This is a genomic window from Escherichia sp. B1147 (assembly GCF_001660175.1).
GTDB classification, from domain to species: domain Bacteria; phylum Pseudomonadota; class Gammaproteobacteria; order Enterobacterales; family Enterobacteriaceae; genus Escherichia; species Escherichia whittamii.
In genome coordinates this window covers 439,931-453,589 of sequence record NZ_LFHY01000015.1, presented here as the reverse complement: position 1 = coordinate 453,589, position 13,659 = coordinate 439,931, and the positions used below count along the sequence as shown (strand labels likewise).

The following is a 13,659-nucleotide window of genomic DNA, read 5'->3' as shown; positions in this document are numbered from 1 at the left end:
TCATGTTGATTCTGAAGAATGTCACCGCAGTTCAGTTGTACCCGGCAAAAGTGCAGGAAGGCGTCGATATTGCCATTGAAAATGATGTGATTATCGCTATCGGCGACGCCCTGACACACCGCTACCCTGAAGCCAGCTACAAAGAGATGCATGGTCGGATTGTAATGCCAGGGATCGTTTGCTCGCACAACCATTTTTACTCGGGGCTTTCCCGCGGGATCATGGCGAACATTGCCCCCTGTCCGGATTTCATCTCAACGCTGAAAAATCTCTGGTGGCGACTCGATCGCGCCCTTGATGAAGAATCGCTCTATTACAGCGGACTGATTTGTTCACTGGAAGCGATTAAGAGCGGATGTACGTCGGTTATCGATCACCACGCCTCTCCGGCGTATATCGGCGGGTCGCTCTCAACGCTGCGCAACGCATTTTTAAAAGTTGGCCTGCGCGCGATGACCTGTTTTGAAACCACTGACCGTAACAACGGCATTAAAGAGTTGCAGGAAGGGGTAGAAGAAAACATCCGCTTCGCCCGTCAAATTGATGAGGCGAAGAAAGCGGCAAGCGAGCCGTATCTGGTGGAAGCGCATATCGGCGCTCACGCCCCGTTTACAGTGCCGGATGCCGGGCTGGAAATGCTGCGCGAAGCCGTGAAAGCTACTGGGCGTGGTTTACACATTCACGCCGCTGAAGACCTTTATGACGTTTCTCACAGCCATCACTGGCACGGAAAAGACCTGCTGGTACGACTGGCGCAATTCGATCTCATCGACAGCAAAACGTTGGTTGCTCACGGGCTGTATTTGTCGAAAGAAGATATTGCTCTGCTCAATCAGCATGATGCGTTCCTGGTGCATAACGCCCGTTCAAACATGAACAACCATGTCGGCTACAACCATCATCTTAGCGACATCCGCAATCTGGCATTGGGAACGGATGGCATTGGTTCGGACATGTTTGAAGAGATGAAATTTGCCTTCTTTAAACATCGCGATGCGGGTGGTCCGCTATGGCCTGACAGTTTTGCCAAAGCCCTGGCTAATGGCAACGAACTGATGAGCCGCAACTTTGGCGCAAAATTTGGCCTGCTGGAAGCAGGTTATAAAGCCGATTTAACCATTTGCGATTACAACTCTCCGACGCCGCTGCTGGCAGACAATATCGCCGGGCATATCGCTTTCGGTATGGGTTCAGGCAGCGTTCACAGCGTGATGGTCAACGGCGTGATGGTCTATGAAGACCGTCAGTTTAACTTCAATTGCGATTCCATTTATGCGCAAGCCAGAAAAGCCGCCGCCAGTATGTGGCGTCGGATGGATGCGCTGGCATAAATGACAGATACCCTCTTTCTTCAGGGAAGAGGGGTAAATAAGGAAAGAAGATGATTGAACAATTTTTCAGGCCCGACTCTGTCGAACAGGCGCTGGAACTGAAGCGCCGCTACCAGGATGAAGCCGTCTGGTTTGCCGGGGGCAGCAAACTCAACGCCACACCAACTCGTACCGATAAAAAGATTGCCATTTCCTTACAGGATCTGGAACTGGACTGGGTTGACTGGGATAACGGCGCACTGCGTATTGGTGCAATGTCTCGCTTACAGCCACTACGTGATGCTCGCTTTATTCCTGCAGCACTGCGTGAAGCACTCGGTTTTGTTTACTCTCGCCATATTCGTAATCAGTCGACTATTGGTGGCGAAATCGCCGCCCAGCAGGAAGAATCGGTGTTGCTTCCGGTTCTGCTGGCTCTGGATGCTGAACTGGTTTTTGGCAATGGTGAAACACTATCGATTGAGAGCTATCTGGCCTGCCCATGCGATCGCCTGCTAACCGAAATTATCATTAAAGATCCGTACCGCACCTGTGCGACCCGTAAAATTAGCCGTTCCCAGGCGGGGTTAACGGTGGTTACTGCAGCCGTTGCGTTAACTGACCACGATGGTATACGAATTGCGCTGGATGGTGTAACCAGTAAAGCACTGCGTCTGCACGATGTCGAAAAACAAAATCTGGAAGGCAGCGCGCTGGAACAAGCCGTCGCCAACGTCATTTTCCCCCAGGAAGATTTGCGGGGTAGCGTAGCGTATAAACGCTATATCACGGGAGTTCTGGTAGCCGACCTGTATGCCGACTGCCAACAGGCTGGGGAGGAAGCCGTATGATCATCCACTTTACTTTAAATGGCGCGCCCCAGGAGCTAAAGGTCAATCCTGGTGAAAACGTGCAAAAGCTGTTGTTTGGCATGGGCATGCACTCTGTGCGCAACAGTGATGATGGTTTCGGTTTTGCCGGTTCTGACGCGATTCTTTTTAACGGTAATATCCTTAACGCCTCCTTGTTGATTGCAGCACAGTTAGAAAACGCAGACATTCTCACCGCTGAATCCTTAGGCAAATGGAACGAATTAAGTCTGGTTCAACAGGCAATGGTTGATGTTGGCGTGGTGCAGTCTGGTTATAACGATCCGGCTGCGGCTCTGATTATCACCGATCTTCTCGATCGCATCGCCGCACCAACCCGGGATGAGATCGACGATGCGCTTTCTGGCCTGTTCAGCCGCGATGCTGGCTGGCAGCAATACTACCAGGTCATTGAACTGGCTGTTGCACGTAAAAATAACCCACAGGCCACTATTGATATCGCCCCGACTTTCCGCGATGACCTTGAAGTTATTGGTAAGCACTATCCTAAAACCGACGCGGCCAAAATGGTGCAGGCGAAACCCTGCTATGTTGAAGACCGCGTAACGGCTGACGCCTGCGTCATTAAAATGTTACGTAGCCCACACGCTCACGCACTGATTACCCATCTGGATGTCAGCAAAGCTGAAGCTTTGCCGGGCGTCGTTCACGTTATTACGCACCTGAATTGCCCGGATATCTACTACACCCCTGGTGGTCAGAGCGCACCGGAACCGTCGCCGCTTGACCGACGCATGTTCGGCAAGAAAATGCGTCACGTCGGCGATCGCGTTGCTGCGATTGTTGCTGAAAGTGAAGAGATCGCGCTCGAAGCACTGAAGCTCATCGACGTCGAATATGAAGTGCTTAAGCCGGTAATGTCGATTGACGAAGCAATGGCGGAAGATGTACCTGTCGTGCACGATGAGCCGGTGGTGTATGTCGCTGGTGCGCCAGATACTCTGGAAGACGACAACAATCATGCAACCCAGCGCGGCGAGCATATGATCATCAACTTCCCTATCGGTTCTCGCCCACGTAAAAATATCGCCGCCAGTATTCATGGTCATATTGGCGATATGGATAAAGGCTTCGCCGATGCCGATGTGGTCATTGAGCGAACCTATAACTCAACTCAGGCGCAGCAATGCCCGACTGAAACACATATCTGCTTTACCCGTATGGACGGCGATCGTCTGGTGATCCACGCCTCCACCCAGGTACCATGGCACTTACGCCGCCAGGTTGCGCGCCTTGTGGGCATGAAACAACATAAAGTTCATGTCATTAAAGAACGCGTAGGCGGCGGTTTTGGATCTAAACAAGACATCCTGCTGGAAGAAGTGTGCGCCTGGGCGACCTGCGTAACCGGGCGTCCGGTACTTTTCCGCTACACCCGTGAAGAAGAGTTTATTGCCAACACCTCTCGTCACGTTGCGAAAGTCACCGTCAAACTGGGGGCCAAAAAAGATGGTCGCCTCACTGCAGTGAAGATGGATTTTCGCGCCAACACTGGCCCTTACGGCAACCACTCACTCACCGTACCGTGTAACGGACCGGCGCTGTCGCTGCCGTTATATCCGTGCGATAACGTCGATTTCCAGGTCACCACCTACTACAGCAACATTTGCCCAAATGGTGCTTATCAAGGTTATGGCGCACCGAAAGGTAACTTCGCTATCACCATGGCATTAGCGGAACTGGCTGAACAGTTGCAGATCGACCAGCTGGAAATTATCGAACGTAACCGGGTACACGAAGGGCAAGAGCTGAAGATACTCGGCGCAATTGGTGAAGGTAAAGCGCCAACCTCCGTTCCTTCTGCTGCCAGCTGCGCACTGGAAGAGATCCTGCGTCAGGGTCGTGAAATGATCCAATGGTCTTCGCCGAAATCACAAGAAGGCGACTGGCGCACAGGTCGTGGCGTCGCCATTATCATGCAGAAATCGGGGATCCCGGATATCGATCAGGCTAACTGCATGATCAAACTGGAATCGGACGGTACCTTTATCGTTCATTCCGGTGGTGCGGATATTGGTACCGGCCTGGATACTGTAGTGACGAAACTGGCAGCAGAAGTGCTGCACTGCCCACCGCAGGACGTGCATGTAATCTCCGGTGACACCGATCATGCGCTGTTTGATAAAGGCGCGTATGCCTCGTCCGGTACTTGTTTCTCGGGCAACGCGGCGCGGATGGCAGCGGAAAATCTGCGGGAGAAAATCCTGTTCCACGGTGCACAAATGTTGGGTGAGCCACTGGAAGATGTTCAACTGGCAACGCCGGGCGTCGTGCGCGGCAAGAAAGGCGAAGTGAGTTTCGGGGATATTGCCCATAAAGGCGAAACCGGTACCGGCTTTGGTTCACTGGTGGGAACCGCCAGTTACATCACACCTGATTTCGCCTTCCCGTATGGGGCAAACTTCGCTGAAGTGGCCGTCAATACACGTACCGGTGAAATCCGCCTGGATAAATTCTACGCCTTGCTGGATTGCGGTACTCCGGTCAACCCGGAGTTAGCGTTGGGGCAGATCTACGGCGCTACCCTCCGGGCTATCGGCCACAGCATGAGCGAAGAAATCATTTATGACGCCGAAGGTCACCCGTTAACGCGTGATTTGCGCAGTTACGGTGCACCGAAAATCGGTGATATTCCGCGTGATTTCCGCGCCGTGCTGGTGCCAAGCGACGATAAAGTCGGCCCATTTGGGGCGAAATCGATCTCGGAAATCGGTGTAAATGGCGCAGCTCCGGCGATTGCCACCGCAATTCACGATGCCTGCGGCATCTGGTTACGCGAATGGCATTTCACTCCGGAGAAAATACTCACTGCGCTGGAAAAAATATAAGTAATAAATGGCCGCTTCGGCGGCCTGTTTCTCTGTTTGAACGATAACTAAATAGTAACTGCGAAAATGAGATAGGCCGTTCTCAAGGCGTCCTGCGCCCCAAATTCGTGGGAATTTATTTTACTGATTCAGATGATCAAATTTACTTTAAAAGGAGTGAAGGGATGTCTGATATAAACCATGCAGGTTCTGACCTTATATTTGAACTGGAGGATCGCCCTCCCTTTCATCAGGCTCTCGTTGGTGCAATTACCCATCTGTTGGCAATTTTCGTTCCGATGGTAACTCCCGCGTTAATTGTGGGTGCGACCTTACAACTTTCCGCAGAAACCACTGCCTACCTGGTTTCCATGGCGATGATCGCTTCTGGTATTGGTACCTGGTTGCAGGTAAATCGCTATGGAATTATAGGTTCCGGTTTACTCTCTATTCAGTCAGTCAATTTTTCATTTGTGACAGTCATGATTGCGCTGGGTAGCAGCATGAAAAGCGACGGTTTTCACGAAGAGTTAATCATGTCGTCGCTCCTCGGCGTCTCCTTCGTTGGCGCATTTCTGGTTGTCGGCTCTTCTTTTATACTGCCCTATTTACGTCGGGTTATTACGCCTACCGTCAGCGGCATTGTGGTACTGATGATCGGCTTAAGTCTGATTAAAGTCGGCATTATCGATTTTGGCGGTGGATTTGCAGCCAAAAGCAGCGGCACGTTCGGCAATTACGAACATCTCGGCGTGGGTTTATTGGTTTTGATTGTGGTGATCGGCTTTAACTGCTGCCGCAGTCCGTTGCTTCGCATGGGAGGGATCGCCATTGGGCTATGCGTCGGTTATATCGCATCGTTATGCCTGGGCATGGTGGATTTCAGCAGTTTGCGCAATCTGCCGTTAATCACCATCCCGCATCCGTTCAAATACGGTTTTAGTTTCAGTTTCCATCAGTTCCTTGTCGTCGGCACTATCTACTTACTTAGCGTACTGGAAGCCGTGGGCGATATCACAGCCACGGCAATGGTTTCCCGCCGACCAATTCAGGGGGAAGAATATCAGTCACGCCTGAAAGGCGGCGTGCTGGCAGATGGCCTGGTTTCTGTTATCGCCTCCGCAGTCGGCTCATTACCATTAACTACCTTTGCGCAAAATAACGGTGTTATTCAGATGACCGGCGTCGCTTCGCGTTATATCGGACGAACCATTGCGGTTATGTTAGTGATCCTCGGGTTATTTCCGATGATCGGCGGCTTCTTCACCACCATTCCCTCGGCGGTTTTAGGCGGCGCCATGACGCTAATGTTTTCCATGATTGCCATTGCCGGTATCCGCATCATTATCACCAATGGCTTAAAACGCCGTGAAACACTTATCGTCGCCACCTCATTAGGTTTAGGTCTTGGTGTTTCCTACGACCCCGAAATTTTTAAAATATTGCCAGCCTCTATTTATGTATTAGTTGAAAACCCTATTTGTGCTGGCGGGTTAACTGCGATTTTATTAAATATTATCCTCCCTGGAGGCTACCGACAGGAAAACGTTCTGCCTGGTATTACCTCAGCGGAAGAGATGGATTAAAAGTAAAGGAGTCAATGATGTCAGGAGAACACACGTTAAAAGCGGTACGAGGCAGTTTTATTGATGTCACCCGTACAGTCGATAACCCAGAAGAAATTGCCTCTGCGCTGCGTTTTATTGAGGATGGTTTATTACTCATTAAACAAGGGAAAGTGGAATGGTTTGGCAAATGGGAAGACGGAAAACATCAAATTCCTGACACCATTCGCGTTCGTGACTATCGCGGCAAATTGATAGTACCGGGCTTTGTCGATACGCATATCCATTATCCGCAGAGTGAAATGGTCGGTGCCTATGGCGAGCAGTTGCTGGAATGGCTGAATAAACACACCTTCCCTACTGAGCGCCGTTATAAGGATTTAGAGTACGCCCGCGAAATGTCGGCGTTCTTCATCAAACAGCTTTTACGTAACGGCACTACCACGGCACTGGTATTTGGGACTGTTCATCCGCAATCTGTGGATGCGCTGTTTGAAGCCGCCAGCCATATCAATATGCGCATGATTGCCGGCAAGGTGATGATGGACCGCAATGCGCCAGATTATCTGCTCGACACCGCGGAAAGTAGCTATCAACAAAGCAAAGAACTGATCGAACGCTGGCATAAAAATGGCCGTCTGTTATATGCCATTACGCCTCGCTTCGCACCAACATCTTCACCTGAACAGATGGCGATGGCACAACGCCTGAAAGAAGAGTATCCAGACACGTGGGTACATACCCATCTCTGTGAAAACAAAGATGAAATTGCCTGGGTGAAATCACTCTATCCTGAACATGATGGTTATCTGGATGTTTACCACCAGTACGGCCTGACAGGTAAAAACTGCGTCTTTGCTCACTGCGTCCACCTCGAAGAAAAAGAGTGGGATCGTCTCAGCGAAACCAAATCCAGCATCGCGTTTTGTCCAACCTCCAACCTTTATCTCGGCAGCGGCTTATTCAACTTGAAAAAAGCATGGAATAAGAAAGTCAAAGTCGGCATGGGGACTGACATTGGTGCCGGAACCACCTTCAACATGCTGCAAACGCTGAACGAAGCCTACAAAGTATTGCAATTACAAGGCTATCGACTCTCCGCGTATGAAGCGTTTTACCTTGCCACCCTTGGTGGCGCGAAATCTCTGGGCCTTGACGACCTTATTGGCAACTTTTTACCGGGCAAAGAGGCTGATTTCGTGGTGATGGAACCCACCGCCACACCACTACAGCAGCTGCGCTATGACAACTCGGTTTCTTTAGTCGACAAATTGTTCGTGATGATGACGTTGGGCGATGACCGTTCGATCTACCGCACCTACGTTGATGGTCGTCTGGTGTACGAACGCAACTAATAATAAAACCTTAACATCCTCGTGAGGACATCATTATGTCTGGAGACATCCTACAAACACCGGTCGCACCAAAGCCACAGGGCGCGCTGGATAGTTATTTTAAAATAACCGCTCGTGGCAGTACCGTTCGCCAGGAAGTACTGGCGGGCTTAACTACCTTTCTGGCCATGGTTTATTCTGTAATCGTGGTTCCCGGTATGCTGGGCAAAGCTGGTTTTCCTCCTGCTGCGGTCTTTGTCGCAACTTGTCTGGTCGCAGGCTTCGGTTCGCTGCTAATGGGGCTGTGGGCCAATTTGCCAATGGCGATTGGCTGCGCCATCTCCTTGACGGCATTTACCGCATTCAGTCTGGTCCTCGGACAACAAATTAGCGTTCCTGTCGCACTGGGTGCGGTCTTCCTGATGGGCCTCATTTTCACCGCCATCTCCGTGACAGGTGTGCGAACCTGGATCTTGCGCAATTTACCGATGGGTATTGCCCACGGTACAGGTATCGGTATCGGCCTGTTCCTGCTGCTGATTGCGGCTAACGGCGTTGGTATGGTTATCAAAAACCCGATTGAAGGCTTACCCGTTGCACTCGGGGCATTTACCTCTTTCCCTGTGATGATGAGCTTACTGGGACTAGCGGTGATTTTCGGTCTGGAAAAGTGCCGCGTACCTGGCGGGATCTTGCTGGTAATTATCGCCATCTCAATAATCGGCTTAATCTTTGATCCCGCGGTGAAATACCACGGTCTGGTAGCGATGCCGAGCCTGACTGGCGAAGATGGTAAGTCTCTGATTTTCAGCCTCGATATTATGGGAGCTCTCCAGCCAACCGTTCTCCCAAGTGTACTGGCGCTGGTGATGACCGCCGTATTTGATGCCACCGGCACCATCCGCGCAGTCGCCGGTCAGGCGAATTTGTTGGATAAAGACAACCAGATCATCAACGGTGGCAAAGCCCTGACCAGTGACTCAGTAAGTTCAATATTCTCCGGTTTAGTGGGCGCTGCGCCTGCGGCGGTTTATATCGAATCCGCGGCAGGAACCGCAGCTGGTGGCAAAACAGGTCTGACAGCGACTATTGTTGGCTTACTGTTCCTGTTGATTCTGTTTTTATCACCGTTATCGTTTCTGATCCCCGGTTACGCCACAGCTCCCGCACTGATGTACGTGGGTCTGCTGATGTTAAGTAACGTCTCAAAACTGGACTTCAATGACTTTATTGATGCGATGGCGGGCCTGGTTTGCGCTGTCTTTATCGTCCTGACCTGCAATATCGTCACCGGCATTATGCTGGGCTTTGTGACTCTCGTAGTGGGTCGCGTTTTTGCTCGCGAATGGAGCAAACTCAATATTGGTACGGTGATCATTACTGCCGCACTGGTCGCGTTTTACGCGGGTGGTTGGGCAATCTAATAGATTCTCCGCGCCTTTCAGCGCGGCGATTTCTTTCAGAGAGGATTCTTGCCGCTGGCAGCAATACGCTGCTGGCGGACCCGCCTGAGTCCTCCTTCGGTTAACAACTGCAACGCCTGCGTCGGGCAAGATGCAACGCAAGCCGGTCCCTCTTCCCGCTGTTCGCAAAGGTCACATTTCACGATTTCTGGCCGAACCTTTCCCGGCAAAATTTGAACTGTGATCATCCCAAACGGACACGCACTGACGCAACTCTGGCAGCCGATACAACGGGCAGAATTTGCCTGCACCACCTGCTCGCCCATCGTCAGCGCCTGCACGGGGCATGCGCCAACACAAGGGGCGTTTTCGCACTGGTGGCACATCACCGGCGCACTGATGCTATCCAGTCGCTGTACCTTCAGCCGGGGTAAAAAGACATCTGCATTCAACTCCTGTTCTGACGGATGGGCGACAACACAGGCGACTTCACAAGTGCGACAGCCAATACAGTCAGCCGGATTAACGATAATTAACGATTTCATCACGATGCCTTCGTATCAAACATAGTTAACATATCGCGCGCCGCCTGCCGTCCAGCCGCCATTGCAGTGACAACCAAATCCGCACCATGAACCGCGTCACCGCCGGCAAAGACCTTTTTCAGATGCGTCTGAGTAGCGAAATATCCCTCGTCACCGGTTTTAATCAGTCCCCATTTATCGAGCTTAACGCCACTGCCCTGCAACCACGGCATCGCATGAGCCTGGAAGCCAAAGGCCATAATCAGAATATCGGCGGGCAGCTCAAACTCAGAGCCCGCCACCGGACGTGGACGACGGCGCCCATCTGGGCCCGGCTCGCCCATTGCGGTACGAATCAGGCCCACCGCTGTTAAACGTCCATCATCGTCACAAGCAATATATTGCGGCTGAACATTGAACTGAAACTCAACGCCTTCCTCGCGCGCGTTGACCACCTCTTTGCGCGAACCGGGCATACTGACTTCATCACGGCGATACGCGCAGGTCACGCTGGCGGCATTCAGGCGGATGGACGTGCGCAAACAATCCATTGTCGTATCGCCGCCGCCCAAAACCACAACTCGTTTACCTTCAACATCTGTCAGCGGATACTCTTCAGACTCCGGCAATCCCATAAGCTGGCGGGTATGGGCAGTCAGAAACGGTAGCGCCTGAATGACGCCAGGCGCATCTTCATGCGGCAGATCAGCACGCATCATGCCGTAAGTCCCCATGCCGAGGAAAACGGCATCATATTCCGCCGTTAACTCGTTGAACGAGATATCGCGGCCAACTTCACAGTTGAGATGGAAATCGATTCCCATTGCGGTGAATATCTCCCGCCGCTGACTTAATACCATTTTATCGAGCTTGAACGGAGGAATGCCAAAAGTCAGCATACCGCCGATTTCTGGATGGCGATCAAACACATCAACATGAACACCTGCCCTCGCCAGAATGTCGGCACATCCCAGCCCCGCGGGTCCTGCGCCAATCACCGCCACTTTTTCTATGCGGGGAACAACCTGGCTGACATCAGGACGCCAGCCCATCGCCAGTGCGGTATCTGTAATATAGCGTTCCAGATTACCGATAGAGACTGCGCCAGAGTGATCTTTTAACGTACATGCGCCTTCACAAAGCCTGTCCTGCGGACATACCCTGCCGCAAATTTCCGGTAAGGAGCTGGTCTGGTGGCAGAGTTCCGCCGCTTCAATAATCTTCCCTTCCTGCACCAGACGGACATAATCAGGGATGGCGTTATGCAGCGGGCAATGCCAGTTACAGTTGGCTTTTTCGGCGCAATAGACACAACGGTCGCTTTCATACGCCGCTTGTTTTTGATCAAGGCCGCAATAAATTTCGCCAAAGTGGGTCTTCCGCTCGCTCGCTGCAACTTTATCCGCCCCTTTGCGTGGAGTGACGGGGAGCAATGCCTCGCGACGAGATGATTGTGGTTTTTCTGATGCTTTTCCCTCCGCCGTCCTGCGCTGTCGTAGCATTTTTATCTGCTGCAAACCGTACTCATCCATCAGCCGCAACGCCTGGGTTGGGCAGACTTCAATACAGGCTTGTGCGCCGGAATTGCGCTGGTTACAAAGGTCACATTTCTGCGCAATAGCATCGACCATCTCAATTACCTCAAAGGGGCAAGCGATTGCGCATCTTTTACAACCAATGCATTTTTGTTCGTCCAGTTGTACGCTATCGGGCTGGAAAGTCAGAGCATTTACCGGGCAAGCCGTAACGCAGGGGGCATTGTTGCAATGATGGCAAGCCACTGGATTTGCAGCCAGACCTTTCCCAACAATGTGGATACGGGGTCGAAAATCACCGTGACTCTGCGGCCAGTTTTCTTGATTATGGACCACCGCACAGGCAATTTCACAGGCATGACAGCCTATACATTCCGCAGCATCAGCAGCGATAAACTTGTTCATTTGCATCCCTTTCATTTGATGAGTTATGTCTTCTCAAATGTCGCAATGCAATAAACGGGCATATATGAGCAAGCGAGTCAGTTTTAATTATAATTTTGTGACAGATATCAGATTATTACCCCTCAATCTGTGCCGCTTTCAATATTTAAACATCGCCGTTCAAAAGAGTGCCATCCAGATAAAAAGTATTAAATGCGAGAGTGCGACATGCCAGAATGATTAATGAAATATCAATATGAGAAAATTAAAGATAATTTCATTGTCAATTTTTATTCCCATTTTCTTGGTTTAATCACGATTATGTGATTGCCCCCGCATTTCCATCTTGTAACTTCCCCTTCTTGTGAAAACTGGCATCCCACGAGCATGTCATTAAAGAGTTTTAGTGAACGTAAACGGTTGCTTTTTACTCTGGCGAGCGAAAGGAGAAAGACTGATGAGCGCCATAGATTCTCAAATTTCCTCATCTTCAGGGCAAGACCGCCCAACGGATGAGGTGGACCGCATATTATCACCAGGAAAGCTGATCATACTCGGTCTGCAACACGTCCTTGTTATGTACGCAGGCGCAGTCGCCGTCCCACTTATGATTGGTGACAGACTCGGACTCTCGAAGGAAGCTATCGCAATGCTGATTAGCTCCGATCTCTTTTGCTGCGGTATCGTCACGCTATTGCAATGTATCGGCATTGGTCGCTTTATGGGGATTCGCCTGCCGGTGATTATGTCAGTGACTTTTGCGGCAGTAACGCCAATGATTGCCATTGGGATGAACCCGGATATCGGTCTGCTGGGGATTTTTGGCGCGACCATTGCAGCCGGCTTTATCACCACGCTATTAGCACCACTTATTGGTCGCTTAATGCCTTTATTCCCACCGTTAGTTACCGGTGTGGTTATTACCTCTATCGGCCTGAGTATTATTCAGGTCGGCATTGACTGGGCTGCTGGCGGTAAAGGCAATCCACAATATGGCAATCCGGTCTATTTAACCATTTCCTTCGCTGTCTTAATTTTCATCTTGCTTATCACCCGTTACGCCAAAGGATTTATGTCCAATGTCGCCGTATTGTTGGGGATTGTTTTTGGCTTCTTGCTGTCGTGGATGATGAATGAAGTGAATCTGTCTGGACTGAATGATGCTTCGTGGTTCGCCATTGTCACGCCAATGTCGTTTGGTACGCCAGTTTTCGATCCGGTTTCCATTCTGACCATGACCGCAGTGTTAATCATCGTATTTATTGAGTCGATGGGGATGTTCCTGGCATTGGGGGAAATTGTCGGTAGAAAACTTTCTTCACAAGACATTATTCGCGGGCTACGCGTAGATGGCATAGGGACAATGATCGGCGGTACGTTTAACAGCTTCCCACATACTTCCTTTTCGCAAAACGTTGGCCTGGTCAGCGTGACGCGCGTTCACAGCCGCTGGGTGTGTATCTCTTCCGGGATCATATTAATCCTGTTCGGGATGGTACCTAAAATGGCGGTGCTGGTGGCTTCCATTCCGCAATTTGTACTAGGCGGCGCAGGGTTAGTAATGTTCGGTATGGTGCTGGCGACGGGGATCCGTATTCTGTCGCGCTGTAACTACACCACCAACCGCTACAACCTGTATATCGTGGCTATTAGCCTTGGCGTGGGTATGACCCCGACGCTTTCTCATGATTTCTTTTCTAAGTTACCGGCTGTACTACAACCGTTGTTACATAGCGGCATTATGTTGGCAACTATCAGCGCGGTGGTGTTGAACGTCTTTTTCAATGGTTATCAGCATCATGCCGATCTGGTAAAGGAATCTGTCTCTGATAAAGATTTAAAAGTCAGGACAGTGCGCATGTGGCTTTTGATGCGCAAGCTAAAGAAAAATGAGCATGGTGAATGAT

9 protein-coding genes are annotated in these 13,659 nt (G+C 50.9%); 7 read left to right on the top strand and 2 right to left on the bottom strand.

Features of this window, described 5'->3' with window-relative positions; all coding sequences use genetic code 11:
- Window positions 1–2: 2 nt before the first annotated feature.
- The 6 genes from ssnA (at window position 3) to ghxQ (ending at window position 9,330) form a co-directional block, all read left to right on the top strand.
- Window positions 3–1,331 (top strand): putative aminohydrolase SsnA, encoded by a 1,329-nt coding sequence (gene ssnA / locus A9180_RS17155; protein ID WP_064529805.1) that lies wholly within the window; start codon window positions 3–5, stop codon window positions 1,329–1,331.
- Between the two features lie 50 nt (window positions 1,332–1,381).
- On the top strand, window positions 1,382–2,161 hold the full coding sequence (gene ygfM, locus A9180_RS17150; RefSeq protein WP_064529804.1) for a molybdopterin-dependent oxidoreductase FAD-binding subunit: 780 nt from the start codon (window positions 1,382–1,384) through the stop codon (window positions 2,159–2,161).
- Window positions 2,158–5,028, top strand: coding sequence for a molybdopterin-dependent oxidoreductase Mo/Fe-S-binding subunit (locus A9180_RS17145; protein ID WP_064529803.1), 2,871 nt, complete (start codon window positions 2,158–2,160; stop codon window positions 5,026–5,028). Before ygfM ends, A9180_RS17145 begins: the two co-directional genes overlap by 4 nt.
- Window positions 5,029–5,192: 164 nt before the next feature.
- Entirely contained in the window at window positions 5,193–6,593 is a 1,401-nt protein-coding gene (gene xanQ, locus A9180_RS17140) for a xanthine/proton symporter XanQ (RefSeq protein WP_064529802.1), read from the top strand.
- A gap of 17 nt (window positions 6,594–6,610) precedes the next feature.
- Entirely contained in the window at window positions 6,611–7,927 is a 1,317-nt protein-coding gene (gene guaD / locus A9180_RS17135) for a guanine deaminase (RefSeq protein ID WP_064529801.1), read from the top strand.
- A gap of 35 nt (window positions 7,928–7,962) precedes the next feature.
- Window positions 7,963–9,330: a guanine/hypoxanthine transporter GhxQ gene (gene ghxQ / locus A9180_RS17130; RefSeq protein ID WP_064529800.1), complete on the top strand. Its 1,368-nt coding sequence runs from the start codon at window positions 7,963–7,965 to the stop codon at window positions 9,328–9,330.
- A 35-nt stretch (window positions 9,331–9,365) separates the two neighbouring features.
- On the opposite strand, the gene A9180_RS17125 is transcribed toward ghxQ, so the two are convergent.
- Complete coding sequence (locus tag A9180_RS17125) at window positions 9,366–9,854, bottom strand: 4Fe-4S dicluster domain-containing protein (protein WP_064529799.1); 489 nt, start codon at window positions 9,852–9,854, stop codon at window positions 9,366–9,368.
- The gene (ygfT, locus tag A9180_RS17120) at window positions 9,854–11,773 is read right to left on the bottom strand and encodes a formate-dependent uric acid utilization protein YgfT (protein ID WP_064529798.1); all 1,920 of its coding nucleotides are present in this window, start codon (window positions 11,771–11,773) and stop codon (window positions 9,854–9,856) included. Before ygfT ends, A9180_RS17125 begins: the two co-directional genes overlap by 1 nt.
- A gap of 436 nt (window positions 11,774–12,209) precedes the next feature.
- On the opposite strand from ygfT, the gene uacT reads away from it, so the two are divergent.
- Entirely contained in the window at window positions 12,210–13,658 is a 1,449-nt protein-coding gene (uacT, locus tag A9180_RS17110; RefSeq protein WP_064529797.1) for a urate/proton symporter UacT, read from the top strand.
- Window position 13,659 lies beyond the last annotated feature (1 nt).

Coding starts and splice junctions, on each gene's coding strand:
- uacT (WP_064529797.1), top strand. CDS start 12,210: ATGAGCGCCATAGATTCTCAAATTTCCTCATCTTCAGGGCAAGACCGC.
- xanQ (WP_064529802.1), top strand. CDS start 5,193: ATGTCTGATATAAACCATGCAGGTTCTGACCTTATATTTGAACTGGAG.
- ygfT (WP_064529798.1), bottom strand. CDS start 11,773: ATGAACAAGTTTATCGCTGCTGATGCTGCGGAATGTATAGGCTGTCAT.
- A9180_RS17125 (WP_064529799.1), bottom strand. CDS start 9,854: ATGAAATCGTTAATTATCGTTAATCCGGCTGACTGTATTGGCTGTCGC.
- A9180_RS17145 (WP_064529803.1), top strand. CDS start 2,158: ATGATCATCCACTTTACTTTAAATGGCGCGCCCCAGGAGCTAAAGGTC.
- ssnA (WP_064529805.1), top strand. CDS start 3: ATGTTGATTCTGAAGAATGTCACCGCAGTTCAGTTGTACCCGGCAAAA.
- guaD (WP_064529801.1), top strand. CDS start 6,611: ATGTCAGGAGAACACACGTTAAAAGCGGTACGAGGCAGTTTTATTGAT.
- ygfM (WP_064529804.1), top strand. CDS start 1,382: ATGATTGAACAATTTTTCAGGCCCGACTCTGTCGAACAGGCGCTGGAA.
- ghxQ (WP_064529800.1), top strand. CDS start 7,963: ATGTCTGGAGACATCCTACAAACACCGGTCGCACCAAAGCCACAGGGC.